The organism is Crystallibacter permensis (genome assembly GCF_025960875.1).
GTDB classification, from domain to species: Bacteria; Actinomycetota; Actinomycetes; order Actinomycetales; family Micrococcaceae; genus Crystallibacter; species Crystallibacter permensis.
Map to the genome: position 1 here is coordinate 106,981 of NZ_JAODLR010000005.1, position 15,840 is coordinate 122,820.

At 65.5% G+C, this 15,840-nt stretch carries 15 protein-coding genes; 7 read left to right on the forward strand and 8 right to left on the reverse strand.

The window, feature by feature from the left end; genetic code table 11:
* Positions 1 to 131 precede the first annotated feature (131 nt).
* Entirely contained in the window at positions 132 to 1,649 is a 1,518-nt protein-coding gene (locus B0G38_RS07925) for a SulP family inorganic anion transporter (protein WP_264668935.1), read from the reverse strand.
* 212 nt (positions 1,650 to 1,861) lie between these two features.
* Here B0G38_RS07925 and B0G38_RS07930 point away from each other — a divergent pair, with 212 nt between their 5' ends.
* The 5 genes from B0G38_RS07930 (at position 1,862) to B0G38_RS07950 (ending at position 6,348) form a co-directional block, all read left to right on the forward strand.
* Complete coding sequence (locus tag B0G38_RS07930; RefSeq protein ID WP_264668936.1) at positions 1,862 to 2,830, forward strand: ATP-binding cassette domain-containing protein; 969 nt, start codon at positions 1,862 to 1,864, stop codon at positions 2,828 to 2,830.
* Positions 2,830 to 3,645 carry an ABC transporter permease gene (locus tag B0G38_RS07935; RefSeq protein WP_264668937.1) on the forward strand — a complete coding sequence of 272 codons (816 nt, stop codon included), beginning with the start codon at positions 2,830 to 2,832 and terminating at the stop codon, positions 3,643 to 3,645. The genes B0G38_RS07930 and B0G38_RS07935 overlap by 1 nt, the downstream gene beginning before the upstream one ends.
* Positions 3,646 to 3,735: 90 nt before the next feature.
* Positions 3,736 to 4,326 (forward strand): hypothetical protein, encoded by a 591-nt coding sequence (locus tag B0G38_RS07940; protein ID WP_264668938.1) that lies wholly within the window; start codon positions 3,736 to 3,738, stop codon positions 4,324 to 4,326.
* Between the two features lie 74 nt (positions 4,327 to 4,400).
* Positions 4,401 to 5,339, forward strand: coding sequence for a DMT family transporter (locus tag B0G38_RS07945; protein WP_264668939.1), 939 nt, complete (start codon positions 4,401 to 4,403; stop codon positions 5,337 to 5,339).
* Positions 5,340 to 5,685: 346 nt separating this feature from the next.
* Positions 5,686 to 6,348, forward strand: a complete 663-nt coding sequence (locus B0G38_RS07950) for a TetR/AcrR family transcriptional regulator (protein WP_264668940.1) — start codon at positions 5,686 to 5,688, stop codon at positions 6,346 to 6,348.
* On the opposite strand, the gene B0G38_RS07955 is transcribed toward B0G38_RS07950, so the two are convergent.
* Together B0G38_RS07955 and B0G38_RS07960 are read right to left on the reverse strand one after the other, a co-directional pair.
* Positions 6,345 to 6,527 (reverse strand): helix-hairpin-helix domain-containing protein, encoded by a 183-nt coding sequence (locus B0G38_RS07955; protein WP_264668941.1) that lies wholly within the window; start codon positions 6,525 to 6,527, stop codon positions 6,345 to 6,347. The two genes, B0G38_RS07950 and B0G38_RS07955, sit on opposite strands and share 4 nt — an antisense overlap.
* Before the next feature lie 498 nt (positions 6,528 to 7,025).
* Positions 7,026 to 7,604 carry an NADPH-dependent FMN reductase gene (locus tag B0G38_RS07960; protein ID WP_264668942.1) on the reverse strand — a complete coding sequence of 193 codons (579 nt, stop codon included), beginning with the start codon at positions 7,602 to 7,604 and terminating at the stop codon, positions 7,026 to 7,028.
* 104 nt (positions 7,605 to 7,708) lie between these two features.
* Between B0G38_RS07960 and B0G38_RS07965 the strand changes: the two genes are divergently transcribed.
* A complete protein-coding gene (locus B0G38_RS07965) occupies positions 7,709 to 8,203 on the forward strand; it encodes a MarR family winged helix-turn-helix transcriptional regulator (protein ID WP_264668943.1) in 495 nt (164 codons plus the stop codon).
* 46 nt (positions 8,204 to 8,249) lie between these two features.
* Here B0G38_RS07965 and B0G38_RS07970 read toward each other — a convergent pair whose 3' ends face one another.
* The 5 genes from B0G38_RS07970 to B0G38_RS07995 form a co-directional block, all read right to left on the reverse strand.
* Positions 8,250 to 10,145 carry an ABC-F family ATP-binding cassette domain-containing protein gene (locus B0G38_RS07970; RefSeq protein WP_264668944.1) on the reverse strand — a complete coding sequence of 632 codons (1,896 nt, stop codon included), beginning with the start codon at positions 10,143 to 10,145 and terminating at the stop codon, positions 8,250 to 8,252.
* Between the two features lie 49 nt (positions 10,146 to 10,194).
* Positions 10,195 to 11,130, reverse strand: a complete 936-nt coding sequence (locus tag B0G38_RS07975; protein WP_264669079.1) for a 4-(cytidine 5'-diphospho)-2-C-methyl-D-erythritol kinase — start codon at positions 11,128 to 11,130, stop codon at positions 10,195 to 10,197.
* A gap of 29 nt (positions 11,131 to 11,159) precedes the next feature.
* Positions 11,160 to 12,050, reverse strand: coding sequence for a 16S rRNA (adenine(1518)-N(6)/adenine(1519)-N(6))-dimethyltransferase RsmA (rsmA, locus tag B0G38_RS07980; RefSeq protein ID WP_264669080.1), 891 nt, complete (start codon positions 12,048 to 12,050; stop codon positions 11,160 to 11,162).
* Between the two features lie 166 nt (positions 12,051 to 12,216).
* Positions 12,217 to 13,353, reverse strand: a complete 1,137-nt coding sequence (locus tag B0G38_RS07990; RefSeq protein WP_319801230.1) for a ubiquitin-like domain-containing protein — start codon at positions 13,351 to 13,353, stop codon at positions 12,217 to 12,219.
* A 337-nt stretch (positions 13,354 to 13,690) separates the two neighbouring features.
* Entirely contained in the window at positions 13,691 to 14,638 is a 948-nt protein-coding gene (locus tag B0G38_RS07995; protein ID WP_264668945.1) for a TatD family hydrolase, read from the reverse strand.
* Between the two features lie 114 nt (positions 14,639 to 14,752).
* Between B0G38_RS07995 and B0G38_RS08000 the strand changes: the two genes are divergently transcribed.
* The gene (locus tag B0G38_RS08000) at positions 14,753 to 15,832 is read left to right on the forward strand and encodes an AAA family ATPase (RefSeq protein WP_264668946.1); all 1,080 of its coding nucleotides are present in this window, start codon (positions 14,753 to 14,755) and stop codon (positions 15,830 to 15,832) included.
* The last annotated feature ends 8 nt before the right edge of the window (positions 15,833 to 15,840 follow it).

Consider the following 15,840-nt stretch of genomic DNA (forward strand, 5'->3'; position numbering starts at 1 on the left):
GAAAAGAGTACTCCTGCCCGACGCCAAGGGCCAATAACTATTGGATAAACGGACCGTTCCGAAATGCAACGGTCAGGTCACCGTCTCCGACGGCTTCGTGAGGTCCCCGGACACTTCACAAGGCCAGCAGGTCAGCCGTTGAGTTTGCCCGCCAGGCGCTCGCGCATCAGCACGGACGCTTCATTCAGCCCGATAATCTCAAGGCTCTTCCCAAGGCTGCGGTATTTCTCTGCAATGGAATCCAGCGCGGCGATGGTGGAGGCGTCCCACAGGTGCGAGGCGTGCATGTCGATGACGATGTGCTGCGGGTCGGTGGCGTAGTTGAACTGCGTGTAAAGGTCGTTGGACGAAGCGAAGAACAGCTCGCCGTCCACACGATAGGTCGCCGTCTCCTCCCCGTTGACCTCCAGCACGGTGCGCTCCACGGTCACGAAGTGCGCCACCCGGCGGGCGAAAAGGACCATGGCGACCAGCACGCCGGCTCCGACGCCGATGGCCAGATTGTGCGTCCACACGGTCACGACGACGGTGCTCACCATTACCCCGGTCTCCGACTTGGGCATGTGCCTGAGGGTTGACGGCTTGATGGAGTGCCAGTCGAAGGTCGCGATGGACACGTAGATCATCACCGCAACGAGCGCGGCCATCGGGATCAGCGCCACCACATCGCCGAGCACGACCACCAGCAGCAACAGCAGCACGCCGGCCAGGAAGGTGGAGATTCTGGTGCGGGCGCCTGACGCCTTTACATTCATCATGGTCTGGCCAACCACCGCGCAGCCGCCCATCCCGCCGAAGAAGCCGGTGACGATGTTCGCCACGCCCTGGCCCCAGGACTCGCGCGTCTTGCTGGAGCGGGTGTCGGTGATGTCGTCCACCAGCTTGGCGGTCAGCAGGGATTCGAGCAGCCCGACGAAGGCCATCGCCAGCGCATACGGGGCGATGGTCCGGAAGGTTTCCAGCGTGAGCGGGACGTCCGGGATGAACAGGCCCGGCAGGCTGTCCGGCAACTGCCCCTTGTCCCCCACCGTGGGCACCTGGATGGCGGCCAGCACGGTCACCAGCGTTAAGGCGACGATCGCGACCAAAGGCGCGGGCACCGCCGTCGTTAGCCTGGGAAGGCCGAACACGATCAGAAGGCCGACGGCGGTGATCGGGTAGACGAGCCACGGCACGCCCAGCAGCTCCGGCACCTGGGAGCCGAACACGAGGATCGCGAGCGCGTTCACAAAGCCGATCATGACCGAACGCGGGATAAAGCGCATCAGTCTGGCCACGCCCAGCACGCCGAGCAGGACCTGGAAGATGCCGCCGAGGATAACCGTGGCGATCAGGTATTCCACTCCGTGGCTGGCCATCACCGGGGCGATGACCAGGGCCACCGCGCCCGTCGCCGCCGAGATCATCGCCGGCCGGCCGCCGACGAACGAGATGGTCACCGCCATGATGAAGGACGCGAACAGGCCCATGCGCGGATCCACGCCCACGATCACGGAGAACGCGATGGCCTCGGGAATCAACGCCAGCGCGACCACCAGGCCGGCGAGCACCTCGGTCTTGAGCAGCCGCGGGGACTTCAGCGTGCGCAGCACGGACTGCCGCTCGTCGGGAGTCAGGGCTGGCTTCGTGGCAGGGGCCGGGGCGGGCATGGCTGTTCCTTATAGGTGGTGATGCGGGCGTGGAGAGGGATGGATGTGTGCGGAAAAGGCATCACGGTGTACAACTCTAATCGCCCTGCATACACGGTCAGAGCCAGAGGCAGGGACAGAAGATGTCCACATAGCTCCGCGATCCCATGGACTCGCCCGTGCCGCAGGCGTAGCGTTTTCACATTCGCGAATGCCACCGATCAGGGGTCATTATGATCCACACGAGCAAGCTCACCAAGACCTTTACCGTCAAGAAGGAGAAGATCCAGGCCGTCAAGGGCGTGGACATCGACGTCGCACGCGGCGAGCTGGTCGCGTTCCTCGGGCCTAACGGCGCGGGTAAGTCGACCACTCTGCGCATGCTCACCACGCTGCTGGCGCCGACGTCGGGAGCCGCGCGGGTGGCAGGGGTTGATGTCGTCGCGGATCCCGCGGGTGTGCGCTCGCGCATTGGCTACATCGGCCAGGGCAACGGCGGCGGGCATAGCTACCGCGTCATCGACGAGCTCATCATGCAAGGCCGCTTCTATGGAATGAACACCACCGACGCGCGCGAACGGGCGGATCAGCTGCTCAAGTCGCTGGAACTGCAGGACCTGAAAAAGCGCACCATCATCAAACTCTCCGGCGGCCAGCGGCGGCGCATGGATGTGGCGCTGGGGCTGATGCACTCCCCCACCCTGCTGTTCCTCGACGAGCCCTCCACCGGCATGGATCCGCAGAACCGGGCGAATTTGTGGGAGCACATTATGCGCATGCGCCACGAGCACGGGACCACCATCGTGTTGACCACGCATTACCTGGAGGAAGCGGACACGATGTCCGAGCGGGTCATCGTGATCGACCACGGCGAGATTATTGCGGACAACACGGCCGCCAGGCTCAAGGCGGACCTGGCCGGGGACCTGCTGGCAGTGGAGGTGTCGGCTGCCGCGGCGCCGGAGGTGCGGGGGCTGCTCGGCCGGGCGGCGGCCGCAGGCGAGCTGGAAGAAACAGCGTACGACGGCGTCATCCGCTTCCGTCTTCGGCTCCCCGACGGCGCGCGGCTGGCACCGGGACTGCTCAGGGACATGAACGACGCCGGTGCACCGGCCCTGCGGCTGGAGCTGAAACCACCCACGCTGGACGATGTTTTCCTCGAACTGACCGGCCGCAGCCTGCGCGAAGGAGGCAAAGTCTGATGCAGCTCCAGCAAGCCACGGCCGCCGGCACCGCCGTGAGGAAACCCGGGATCGGGCGGATCCTGCAGGACACCAAATACGTGTTCTGGCGCGAAATGCTGCTGGTCATCCGGGATCCGTTCTCGCTGATCTTTTCGCTGGTGCAGCCGCTGGTGTTTTTGGCCCTCTTCGGACCGTTGCTCGGGGCGGCCGTAGGTGTGGAGGCCTTCGGGGGCGAGTCCTCGCTGCAGTGGTTTTTGCCCGGCGTCGTCGTCATGATCGCGCTCTTCGGGACCTCCATGACCGGCTCGAACCTGCAGTACGAGCTGATGACGGGCTCCTACGAGCGGATCCTGGCCACGCCGTTGTCCCGTTCCTCGCTCCTGATCGGACGGGCGCTGAAGGAATGGGCACCGCTGGTTCTACAGGGTCTGGTGATTGCGCTGGCCTCCATCCCATTCGGTTTCGTCTTCTATCCGCTGCACGTGCTTTTCGGACTGGTGGTGATCGGGGTCTTCGGCATCGGCCTCGGCGCGCTCTCCTACGCACTGGCGCTGGTCACCCAGGGGAAGGAGTGGGTGTTCTGGGGCGTCCAGCAGACACTGCTGTTCCCGCTGATGATCCTTTCCGGCATCATGCTGCCCATCGAAGCGGGCCCGCGCTGGATGCAGGTGCTCAGCCTGTTCAATCCGCTGACCTACATGGTCAACGCCGAGCGGGAGCTGTTCGCCGGCGGCCTCGGCTGGGACACTTTGTGGGGCGTCGTCGCGGCGGTGATAACCGCCGTCGTTGGTCTGGCCGTGGGAGTGAGGGTGATCAAGCACAGTTCTCTCTGAACGTTTCCAACGGTGAAACTTTCCATCACGAGGTGGATTCAACACGCCCCGTCATTGTGACCTTTTCGTGATGACCTCTACTCTGTATCCATGTCTCAATCAGTCTCAGCGACCAGTTTTTCCGATTTGCCCGACGGCCAGGTGGAAACGGACGCAGGATTCCCTCCGGCCGAGGACCAGCCGGCCATCGCTGCAGCGGACGCCGGAGCCAGTGCGGAGGCCGAAGTCGTCGCGGACACCAGAGCCACCGCCGAGGCCGCGCCCGAAGAAGCCATCGCCGCCGAGGAAGGCACCACGGAGGACAACGAGGCCGAGGCTCCCGATCCCGCGGCCGTGAAGGCGGTCATTGACGGGAAAGTCTTCGCCGCCGTGGCCAACACTGCATCGGGCGAAGTAGGGCGCACCACGCGCTTCCACTACCGCCAGGACGGCCGAATGATCTGGGCAGAGTACTCGGGCGGCGCCGTCGTCCGCGGATATCTGGTGGGCACGCGCGACGGCGACCGGCTGGACTTCCGCTACTCGCACCTGAACATCAATCTGCAGACCGCCAACGGAGTGTGCGCCAGCAAGCTGGAGGTGCTCGACGACGGGCACATCCGGCTGCACGAAACCTGGCAGTGGGAATCGCGCCCGGAACGAGGCACCAGCGTGGTGGAAGAAATCCCGGCACGAAGCTGACAACTATCGGCAAGGAACTGCCATCCTCGCTGCCGGCCGGTGTGCCGCCCCGAGGACTCGGATAGCCTGACGGCGTGAGTTCCCCTACGCCTTCCTTGCCGGTTGAACCGCTGGCGAAAACGCTGACCCCGCTCGTCCTGGTTGCCGTAGCGGTGACCGTGGTCGCCTGGGGAAGCGCGTTCATTGTGATCCGCGGTGTGGGAAGCGACTTCACGCCCGGCGCCCTCACTCTGCTGCGGCTGCTCGTCGGCGCGGCTGTCCTGGCCATTGGCCTGATCGGCCGGCCTTGGGTGAAACCGAGCCCGCGGGAATGGCTGCTGATCATCGGCTGCGGCGTTATGTGGTTCGGCGTCTACAACGTTGCCCTCAATACTGCGGAGCAGACGCTCGACGGCGGAACCACGGCCATGATCGTGAACTTCGCACCGATCCTGATCGCCCTGGGTGCGGGCGTTTTCCTGCGCGAAGGCATCCCGAAATGGCTCGCTATCGGCGCCGGTGTGGCTTTCATCGGCGTACTGCTGATCGGCTTCGGCACGAGTGCAGACAGCGCAGCGGGCAGCGGAACCGGCGTCATCTGGGCCCTGGTGGCGGCGTTGACCTATTCGGTAGGCGTGCTGCTCCAGAAACCAGCCCTGCGCAGAGTGCCAGCGGCGCAGGTGACCTGGCTGGCCTGCGCCATTGGCGCCGTGACCGCACTGCCGTTCACCGGCGAGCTCATCGTTGACCTGCAGGATGCTTCGGCCGCCTCCATTCTTGGCGTCGTCTACCTCGGCGTGGTGCCGACGGCCGTCGCGTTCAGCACCTGGGGGTACGCGCTGACCAAGATGCCCGCCGGGCAGCTCATCGTTTCCTCGTACCTGGTGCCGCCTGCCGCCATTGTGCTCGGGCTCCTGTTCCTGGGCGAAGTGCCGACGCTGATCGCGGTGGTCGGCGGGGCGGTGTGCCTGTTCGGTGTTGCGCTCTCGCGCCGGCGCAGTGAGGATCCCGGATCCCGGGATCAGACGCCATGAGGACGTGAACCAGGATTCGCTGGAATGACAGCTCTTGCCTCGGCCAACTGGGCCCCAAAGGTTGAGATACCGCCGCTTCTGGTTGCCGGATGACAGTGCGGAGACTACGTTGGGAGCGTGCGTGGTGCAGGAAGCATTAACCGTCCTGGCGGCAACGTCCGCCAGTTGCCGGATGGCTTGGAGCTGGTACTCGTCGAGATCGAAGCCGGCCGCTGCCGCACGGCGCTCAAAGTGCGCCAAAATTACCTGCTTGGTCTGCGACTTGCCTCTCACTACGTCATTCCTTTCCCTTCAGACAAGGTACTCTACATTTGTAGAGCACATCGAACGATCAGGAGCCTCCCCCGTGGAAGCAGCATTACCGCAGGTCCATCACAGCCCGGCAACCTCCGCGCACGACGACAAGGCGCAGCGCCGGACCCTGATGACAGAAGCAACCACGGAAATCATCGCCCACGAGGGCCTACGGGCCCTGACACACCGGGCCGTGGATGCGCACCTGAACCTGCCGACGGGCTCCACCAGCTACTACTTCCGGACCAAGGACGAACTGATGGCAGGCGCTTTGGAGTACCTGCGCGAGCGTTCGGTGGCGGACTTCGAGAACGCGCATCTGGAGGCGCCGCGGACCGTCGAAGAGGGCATGGACATTGAGCACGTGGCCACCCGGATTGCCCAGTACCTCGACATCCAGCTGAGCACCCGCCCGCACCACATCAAGGCGCGCGTGGCCCTGGCCCTGGAGCTCTCCGAGCGAGAAGAGTTCCGGGGCAGGATTTCGGACGCGCTGTTCTCGCAGTCGCGGGCGCTGGAGCTTTTCGAAGCGCTGGGATCAACGGAACCGGCCAAACTTGCCAGCGGCTTCACGGCGCTGATCGAGGGCCTCGCGTTCCGCAGCCTGCTCGATGGGAATTCCTCCCTGGTTCCGGGCAGCCGGCGGGTGGACGTTTTCCACGAGGCCATCGCGTCCTACCTGCTGGGCGTGGGCGATCCCGAGCCGCTGGACTAGGCAAAGTCCAGATTGTGCTCCGCGAACGCCTCGCGGAGCACTCTAATGGCTTTGGGCCCCACGCCGTGCAGGGCCAGCAATTGGGCCTCCGTATAGGCGGCCGCCTGCTCAAGACTCTCAATGCCCTCGCCGTTCAATGCACGGGTAGCCGGCTGGCCGATTCCACGGGGTAGCTCCATGGTGGCTCAGCGCCCGAGCAGCACGAAGGCCCAGGCCAACGCCGCAATACCGAAGACGATCAGGACCACACCCACGGCCAGCACCAGCCGCCGTCGTGCTTCCTGCCGCTCGCTCACAGGGGCACCTTCCCTGCCGTGTGAGCCGCCGGCCTGATGGCGTCATCCGCCTCGGTTGCTCCGGCCGCCGGTGCGGGTCCGGGACCGCCCCATCCTGGTCCTTGCCGCATGCGTGGCTCCTCCCCGTCGAATTCTTCCTCAGCCCTGCCGGCAATCGGCACGGCCCTCCCCGACCATGACGTTACCCGGTCTGACGCAACGATCGTATCCAATCGGCCGGCGCGAGGACATGGGCAGCACCCGCGTGGTGGATTAATACAAGGGGCGGACTTAAAAGAACAAGCGCTCCGTCCCCCTCATGGGCAAGTGGGGGAACGGAGCACTTGCAGCTTGGAGATCCGCGATGCTGGCTGTGTGCCGGCGCGCGGAGGGCCGTCGGCCTTAGTTGGCGGCGACAGCTGCTTCGGCGCGGACGGACTCCATGGCGCGGGTCCACGGCACGAGCTGGTCGAGCATCGGGGCCAGGGTGCCGGCGTTCTGCTCGGTCGGCTTGAACTCGGAGAAGTTCTCGAAGTCGGTGAACAGGGAGAACATGACCTGGTGACGGACGTGGGCAATCTGCAGCTCGGAGAGCACGTTGCGCAGGTGCTCGGCGGCGCGGGCGCCACCCATGGAACCGTAGGACACAATGCCGGCTGCCTTGTTGTTGAACTCAACGTTCAGGTAGGACAGTGCATTGGCCAGGGCCGGGGTCAGAGTATGGTTGTACTCGCCGGTAACGAAGATGAAGCCATCGAATTCGTTGATCTTGGCGGACCAGGTCTTGGTGTGGTCATTCTGGTAGTTCTGGTACGCGGCCGGGTAAGCCTCGTCCAGCAACGGGAGGTTGAAGTCTGCAATGTCGACAAGCTCGAATTCGGCGTCAGTGCGGCCCGCGGTCTGGGACAGAACCCAGTCAGCTACGCCCTTGTTGTTGCGGCCCGGACGGGTACTGCCGGTGACGATTGCAATCTTGGTCATGTGGATAACCCCTTCAGGTTGTTGACACGTCATTGATTTGTTGACATGTCAATCATGCACAGGGGACACTTGAAATGTCAACCATAGTTGGAGGGGGAAGTTTAGTGAGCTCGGACACGCGGTGGCTCGATAAGGGCGAGCAGGAAGTTTGGCGCGCGCTGCGCGAACTGATCTGGGGTTTCGAATCCGCCATGGACCGCCAACTGATCCGCGACTCGGAACTCTCGGGCGTGGAGTACTCCGTACTCGCCGCGCTCTCCGAAGCCGAGGACGGCGTCATGCGGGCGCGGGACATCGCCCAGGCACTGGACTGGGAGCGCAGCCGGCTCTCCCACCTGCTCAAGCGGATGGAGGCCAAGGGGCTGGTGGCGCGGACGGAGTGCGAGTCCGACGCACGCGGATTCAACATTTCGATGACGGCCGCCGGGCACAAGGCCATTGTGCGCGCGGCGCCGGGACATGTGAGCTTTGTCCGCGAGAACGTTTTCGACCCGCTGACCGATGACGAGCGCGATGCCCTGCACTCGGCGGCCACGAAGATCCAGGCGTCGATCCGTGCGGCCGGGCTCTGGGAGAACCGCGGCGCGCCCAAGAGCTGAGGGCAGCCGGCCAGGCTAAGCTCGCGCTGCTGACTTCCGGCGGACCCTACTCGAGGACTTCGGACGCCTCGAGCCATTCCATCTCTAGCTCTTCCTGCTCCGCGCTGATCTCCTGCAGCTTCTTGTTCAGCTCGGCCAGCTGCTCAAAGTCCGCGTCGGCCTTCGAGCCCGCGGCCGTCATCTGTTCCTTGACCTTGTCCGCCTGCTGGGTCAGTTTGGTCAGCTGGCGCTCAATCCGGTTGAGGTCCTTCTTGGCCTGCCGTTTTTCCGCCTCGCTGTGCGTCGAGGACGGTGCCGGACCGCCGGAACGGTGCTGGGCCGCACCGTTTTCGCCAGTGGAACCCGCTGTCGGTGCGGAGCCAGCGGACGACGACGGCCCCACCTTTCCGTCGCCGGCAGCCAGTGCCGCTTCGCGCAGCTCAAGATACTGGTCCACGCCGCCGGGCAAGCCGCGGATCCGGCCGTCGCCCAGCAGGGCCATCTGGTGGTCGGTGACGCGTTCGAGCAGGTAGCGGTCGTGCGAGACAACCACCAGGGTCCCCGGCCAGCCGTCCAGCACGTCTTCCACCGCGGCAAGCGTGTCCGTGTCCAGGTCATTGGTGGGCTCATCGAGCATCAGCACGTTCGGCTCCCCCACCAGCAGGCGCAGCAGCTGCAGCCGGCGGCGCTCACCACCGGAAAGATCCCGCACGGGGGTCCACTGCTTCTCCTTGTTGAAGCCCAACTGCTCCACGAGCTGACCGGCGGAGACTTCCTTGCCGCCCACGTTGAAGACCTGACGTTCACGCTGGATGACTTCGATGACCCGCAGGTCCGAGACGTCGTCCAGCTCGCGCACTTCCTGCGTGAGGATGGCGGTTTTCACAGTCTTGCCGCGCTTGACCTTGCCCGAATCCGGTTCGATCTCGCCTTTGAGCAGCCGCAGCAGCGTGGTCTTGCCCGCGCCGTTGACCCCCACGAGGCCCAGCCGCTCGCCCGGCGCCAGCCGAAGGGTGATGTTGTCGAAAAGCGGCCGGCCGCCGTCGTTCTTTGCCTCGATGCCTTCGCGGGGCGGGGGTGTGTAGGAGACGTTTTCCAGATCCAGCACGTCCTTGCCCAGCCGGGCCGTGGCCACCTTGTTCAGCGCCACGGTATCGCGCGGTTCCGGGACATCGGAGATCAGCTCGTTGGCCGCCTCGATGCGGAACTTGGGCTTGGCGGTACGGGCGGGCGCGCCGCGGCGGAGCCAGGCGAGTTCCTTCTTGACCAGTTGCTGGCGTTTGCTTTCGACGACGGCGTTCATGCGGTCCCGTTCGGCGCGGGCCAGGACGTACGCCGCGTACCCGCCGTCGAACGGGTCGACGATGCCGTCATGGATCTCCCACGTCCGGGTGCACACTTCATCCAGGAACCAGCGGTCGTGGGTGACCACCAGGAACGCGCCTTCGGTGGGACGCCAGCGCTCCTTCAGGTGCCGGGCCAGCCATGCCACACCCTCCACGTCCAGGTGGTTGGTGGGCTCGTCCAGCATGATGACGTCGTGGTCTTCGATCAGCAGCTTGGCCAGAGCCACGCGCCGACGCTGCCCGCCGGAGAGCAGGGAAACCTTCGCGTGCCAGTCCACGTCCCCCACGAGACCACCCATAATTTCGCGGATGCGCGGGTTCGAGGCCCACTCGTGGTCCGCCTGGTCGCCGACGATGGCCTCGCCCACGGGCAGGTCGCCGTTGAGCACGTCCTGCTGGTCGAGGTAGCCGATATTAACGTCGCCGCGCTTGGTCACGCGGCCTTCGTCCGGCGTCGTGCGCTGCGCGAGCATTCGCATCAGCGTGGACTTGCCGTCGCCGTTGCGGCCGACCATGCCGATCCGGTCGCCCTGGTTCAAGCCGATGGAAACCGAGTCCAGGACGGTGCGGGTGGCAAAGGAGACGCTGATGTTTTCCGCGCCAAGCAGGTGGGCCAAGGTGAAGATACTTTCTGTTGCTGTGTAGGTGAAGTTATCGCAGGCCGGGTCAGGCCATGATGCGCGCGCCGTGGACCGGGCCGTGGACGGGCAGCGCCGCCACGCCCGCGACGTCGGAGAGCCGCTGGGCAAGGTCCTCGGCTTCGAGCCGGTCCGCCACGAGGAAGCCCAGTGTCGGCCCCGAACCGGAGACCAGTCCGGCCAGCGCGCCCTCGGCGACGCCCAGTTCAAGGATATCGGCCAGCTCCGGCGCGAGCGCCATCGCGGCGGCCTGCAGGTCATTGCCCACCGCGTTCGCCAGCGAGTCCACGTCCCCGGCATGCATGGCCTTCAGCACGGCCGGGTCCACGCCCTCCGGCTCCGTGGCATCGAATCCGGCCTCTTCGCGCAGCTGGTCCGCCATGGCGTAGACCTTGGGGGTGGAGAGCCCGAAGCTGGCGGGAACCAGCACCCAGTTCATGTCCTTGCGGGCCAGCGCCGGCGTCAGCTGGTCGCCGATGCCAAGCCCCACGGCGACCCCGCCGAGGATGGCGAAGGGCACGTCGGCACCGAGGTCCGAGGCAATGCGGACGAGCTCTTCGCGGGAAAAGCCGGTATCCCAGAGCGCGCTGCACGCAACCAGCGCTGCCGCGGCGTCGGCCGATCCCCCGCCCATGCCGCCGGCGATGGGCACTCGTTTGGTGATGTCCAGATGCACGCCGGTGGGACGCTCGGCCATGGAGCGCATCAGCTGTGCGGCCTGGACGGCCAGGTTGGACTCGTCCAGCGGGATGTCGTCGAGTTCCAGCGGCAGCGTGGAGCCGTTGCGCACGCTCACGGTGATCCGGTCGTCGTCGCGCACCGTGGCCGTGACTTCCTCGTAGAGCGAGACGGCCAGGTAGACACTGGCCACGGAATGGTAGCCGTCCAGGCGCTGCGGGCCCATCCGGAAGGACACGTTGATCTTGCCCGGGGCCATCACCCGGACCGAACGCTTTCTGGACATGCTCATTGCCTCCTCCACCGGGTCTTAGCTCAGGCCATCAAGGGCTGTTTGAATTCGGCAATCCGTGCGAAGGCGTGTACGTCCAGCACTTCGCCGCGCGCGCTCGGGTCCACGTTCGCCGCGCGCAGGGCATCCTCGGCAGCGGCCGGGCTTCCCGCCCAGCCGGCGAGGGCGGCGCGCAGGGTCTTGCGGCGCTGGGCGAAGGCCGCGTCGATCACGGCGAAGACTTCCTTGCGAGTTGCCCTGGTCTGGGGCGGTTCGTGCCGGGTGAACTCCACCAGTCCGGAGGCGATCTTCGGCGCGGGCCAGAACACGTTCATGCCGATCACGCCGGCCTTGCGCATCTGCGAGTACCAGGCAGCCTTGACGCTGGGCACGCCGTAAATCTTCGAGCCCGGTTTCGCCGCGAGCCGGTCCGCCACCTCGTCCTGCACCATCACCAAGCCGTGCTCGAGCGAGGGGAAATGCTCCAGCAGGTGCAGCACCACGGGCACGGCCACGTTGTACGGGAGGTTGGCCACCAGCGCAGTGGGCTGCTGCGGCAGCTCGGTCACCCTCATGGCATCCGCCAGTACGACGTCGAGCCGGGAGCCCGCATCCGGACGGAGCCGGGCGGCGGTCTCCGGCAGCTTGGCGGCAAGTTTGGGATCAATCTCGACGGCCACCACATGTTTGGCGGCGTCCAGCAGTCCGAGGGTCAGCGAGCCCAAACCGGGGCCGACCTCCAGCACGGTCTCCTGCGGATCAATGTGTGCCGCGGCGACGATGCGGCGGATGGTGTTGCCGTCGATGACGAAGTTCTGTCCAAGGGTCTTGGTGGGGCGGACATCCAGCTCGTCCGCGAGCCGCCTGATGTCCGCTGCCCCCAGCAAAGGTGCCGTGCCCGCGGTAGCCGGGCGGCCGCCGTCGTTCGCAGGCATTGCCGCGCCCTCGCGGGTTGGCGACGCCGAGCCGTCGTCGGCCAGCCCTGAGGAAGAATTCGCTTCTGTCACTGTGCCATCGTAGCCGCTGATCTCTGCCGGGCCTTAAACGCCGGCAGGACCCGGATCGTGCCCGGGTCCTGCCGATGGGGTGATGCTGCTGCGGTTAGAGCAGGCCCAGCTTGGCTGAGCAGGCCGGCCAGTGGCCCCAGCCGCCGCTGCCGCGCAGGACCTCTGCGGTGGCAATCTGCTCGGACGGGCTCGCCATGTGCGGCAGCGGGGCGTACTTGCCGCCGCCGGCGCCGATCCAGGAGCTCTGGCTGAACTGCAGGCCGCCGTAGTAACCGTTGCCGGTGTTGATGGCCCAGTTGCCGCCGGACTCGCACTGGGCGAGGGCCTGCCAGGTGCCGCCGACGTTGGTGTTGTCGCTGCCGGAAGGAGCCTTGGGCTTGGGGGCCGGGCGCTCCTTGGTGCCGACGCTGACCTGCTGGGTGACCGGCTTGCGGGTGATCTCGTTGCTGACCAGCTCGCGCTCAGTTTCTTCGCCGTCCACCAGCACCAGGGCGTAGGTCTTGGTGCGCTCACCGGTGACACCGGAGCGGGTGATCTCCTGCTCGCCCTCGTACATCGAGGAGTCCTTCTTGGTCTCGGTCTCGAACTCGATCGGCTCGATGACCTCGATCTTCTGGTCCCGGTCGATGCGGGTGATCTTGAGCTTCAGCTTGTCCTTGATCTCGGTGGACTTCGGGTCGGAGAGCTCGTCGTCCTTGCCCAGCTTGATCTTCTGTTCCTTCAGCAGATCACCGATGGTGGCCGCCGTCGTAATCTTCTTCTTGGTTTCGCCGTCCACCGTGATGGAAACGGTCTTCGGGGTGGTGATGGTCACCGTGCTCACGCTGGCCAGTTCGGCATCCAGCGGGGCGGAAAGTTCGGAATCCTCTTCGACGCCGAGCTCGTGGAGGAGGTCCTCAACGGTGGCGGAGGTGGAGTGCACTGTCTTGCTGGTGCCGTCCAGGGTCAGCTTGACCGGCTTGGCGGTGATGACCTGGATGCTGCTGCCGTCGGTGATCTCAGCGGTGGCGGACGGGGTGATTTCGTCCAGCTCGCCCACCTGGACATCGGCGTCGTTCAGGACGTCCTGAACGGTGCTGCCGAAGGTCGAAACGCTGCTGGCCTGGCCGTCAACGGTCAGCGTTACCGACTTGTTGTTGCCAACGAAGGCCACGAGCCCCAGCACGAGTGCAGTCATCACGATCATTTGCCCGGCAATCTTTACCCAGCGGTTTTTCAGTGCGTTTGCCACGGTACCCAACTTTTTTAACGTTTCCCGGGCACGAGGACTTGGACACGAGCAGTCGCGCGCCGAATCGCACGGCACGATGCTTTGTGCAGGCAGCACTAGACGAGAGGGTTTGGGCGTACGAACGGAACGTCCAACTTGCCTCAAGCGAGTGATTTCATGTCCGGTTGCCTTCCCCGACCCCGGCCATTAGCTCCCCACCGTAACCGAACCGTGATGCATCTCCAACTCGAGTACGGCCAAAATCTCGTTTTGGTCACGCCGGAACGTCCCAAGTCAGCCTTGGTGAAACGTCGGAAAACCGGGGCTGACTAGGAAAAATACTCTTCAGTAACTTAGCTCACAAAGTCCCATAAATTTCTTCTGTGTTTTGTGACACCTCTGTGCATAGCTGCGCCAGATTCTTGTCCAAAACCTCGGCCATGGCACGCACTGTGTAGGGAATCATGTAGCTCGCGTTGGGCCTGCCGCGGTAGGGGTGCGGGGTGAGGAACGGGGCGTCGGTTTCCACCAGAACCAGGGCGGGATCGGCGAGAGCCAGGGCCTCGCGCAGGTCGCCTGCGTTCTTGAAGGTTACGGTGCCGGCGAAGGACATGTTCCAGCCGTTCTCGTTGCAGATCCGGGCCAGTGCAGCATCGCCGGAGAAGCAGTGGAAGACCACTTTCTCGGGCGCCCCTTCCTCGCGCAGCACCCGGACCACATCCTCGTGTGCGTCGCGGTCATGGATCTGCAGCGCCAGCCCCAGCCGCTTCGCCATGTCGATGTGCCGGCGGAAGGAATACTCCTGTGTTTTCAGGCCCGGCCCCTCGGTACGGAAGTAGTCCAGGCCGGTCTCGCCGATGGCCCGCACGCGCGGATGGGCGGCGAGCGCTTCGATCTCGGCGAGCGCATCCTCGAGCGTGCCCGCCTCCCCCAGTGCCGGTGCGTCGTTGGGATGGAGTGCGACGGCGCCCAGCAGCCTTGCGTCTGCTTCCACCGCTTCGATGGTGAACCGGGAGGACTCCAGGTCGCAGCCGACCTGGACGGCACCGTGGACGCCCAGGGCCTCGGCTGCGTCGAGTGCTTCCTTGACGCTGACCTGCACGTCGCCGTCGCGGAAATCCAGGTGCGTGTGGTTGTCCATTACCGGCACCGGCAGGGGTTCGGGCGCCGGCGGATACCGCAGCTGCCGCCGTCGTCCGCTGTTTTCCTCTTCGGCGCTGCGGGCGCGCCCATCCGCCGGCTGCGGTGCTTCGGCAACATAGGGGGCGGGCGTTTCTCCGGGCAGGACTGCGAGGTTGTTCGGCATGCTTCTAGGTTATCGCCGGCGCCCGAAGAAACGTTTCAGGCCCTACCGTCCGGAAAGTTCTGCCAGTAGTGTTGGTACATCCGGCCCTGGGGGGAAGGCTAGCGGAAGGTTTCCATGGACATCCAGCAGCAGGCGGCAGTATCGGATCCCGCGCGGCAGGCAGGTGCCGGCGGGGCGACCGCTGCTGCAGGTAGGGCCGCCAACGGACAGGGGATTGACGACGTCGGCCGCTTGCCGCTGGTGGACTTCCACGAGGCGTGCGGTCGCATCCTATCGGCGATCAACACCGTGATCGACGGCAAGGAGGAGGCCGCGTGGCTGGCGCTGACCGTGCTGCTGGCCCAGGGCCACCTGCTGGTGGAGGACGTTCCCGGCGTCGGCAAAACCATGCTGGCCAAAACGCTCGCGCGCACCATCGACTGCAGCGTCCGCCGCATCCAGTTCACGCCCGACCTGCTCCCCTCGGACGTCACCGGCGTCTCCATCTATAACCAGGACAAGCACAGCTTCGAGTTCCGGCCCGGCCCGGTTTTCGCCAACATTGTCATCGGGGACGAGATCAACCGCGCGTCGGCGAAGACGCAGTCCGCGCTGCTGGAGTGTATGGAGGAGCACCAGGTCACTGTGGACGGGCGCTCCTACCGGCTGGAACCGCCGTTCATGGTGGTGGCCACACAGAACCCGATCGAGATGGAAGGCACCTATCCGCTGCCGGAGGCCCAGCGCGACCGCTTTATGGCGCGGATTTCCATGGGCTACCCGGACCCGCGAGCGGAGATGGACATGCTGGAAAACCATCAGTCCACCTCGCCGCTGGCCGATGTCCGCCCGGTGGTGGGCGTCGAGGACGTCCGCGCCATGGTGGCCACCGTGCAGGACGTCTACGTCTCCCCCGCGGTCAAGGAGTACACCGTCAACATCGGCCGGGCCACCCGCGAGCACCCGTACCTGCGCCTCGGCGCCAGCCCGCGCGCGCTCCTGCAACTGCTCCGGGCCGCCAAGGCCGCCGCGGCACTGGACGGCCGGGACTTTGTGCTCCCGGACGACATCGCCTCAGTCTCCGAGGCGGTGCTCTCCCACCGGCTGATGCTGGACCGCAAAGCCGTAACCGCCGGCGAGGATGCGCCCGGTATCGTGGCGTCCATCCTGGCCAAGGTTCCGGTCAACGGCGAATCCCGCCGTCCCGCTGTGTAGGTCAAGCG

What these genes read in the sequence shown, in the direction of transcription:
- B0G38_RS07925 (WP_264668935.1), bottom strand. Translation starts at nt 1,649, where the DNA reads ATGCCCGCCCCGGCCCCTGCCACGAAGCCAGCCCTGACTCCCGACGAG.
- B0G38_RS07930 (WP_264668936.1), top strand. Translation starts at nt 1,862, where the DNA reads ATGATCCACACGAGCAAGCTCACCAAGACCTTTACCGTCAAGAAGGAG.
- B0G38_RS07935 (WP_264668937.1), top strand. Translation starts at nt 2,830, where the DNA reads ATGCAGCTCCAGCAAGCCACGGCCGCCGGCACCGCCGTGAGGAAACCC.
- B0G38_RS07940 (WP_264668938.1), top strand. Translation starts at nt 3,736, where the DNA reads ATGTCTCAATCAGTCTCAGCGACCAGTTTTTCCGATTTGCCCGACGGC.
- B0G38_RS07955 (WP_264668941.1), bottom strand. Translation starts at nt 6,527, where the DNA reads ATGGAGCTACCCCGTGGAATCGGCCAGCCGGCTACCCGTGCATTGAAC.
- B0G38_RS07960 (WP_264668942.1), bottom strand. Translation starts at nt 7,604, where the DNA reads ATGACCAAGATTGCAATCGTCACCGGCAGTACCCGTCCGGGCCGCAAC.
- B0G38_RS07975 (WP_264669079.1), bottom strand. Translation starts at nt 11,130, where the DNA reads ATGTCCAGAAAGCGTTCGGTCCGGGTGATGGCCCCGGGCAAGATCAAC.
- rsmA (WP_264669080.1), bottom strand. Translation starts at nt 12,050, where the DNA reads ATGCCTGCGAACGACGGCGGCCGCCCGGCTACCGCGGGCACGGCACCT.
- B0G38_RS07995 (WP_264668945.1), bottom strand. Translation starts at nt 14,638, where the DNA reads ATGCCGAACAACCTCGCAGTCCTGCCCGGAGAAACGCCCGCCCCCTAT.
- B0G38_RS08000 (WP_264668946.1), top strand. Translation starts at nt 14,753, where the DNA reads ATGGACATCCAGCAGCAGGCGGCAGTATCGGATCCCGCGCGGCAGGCA.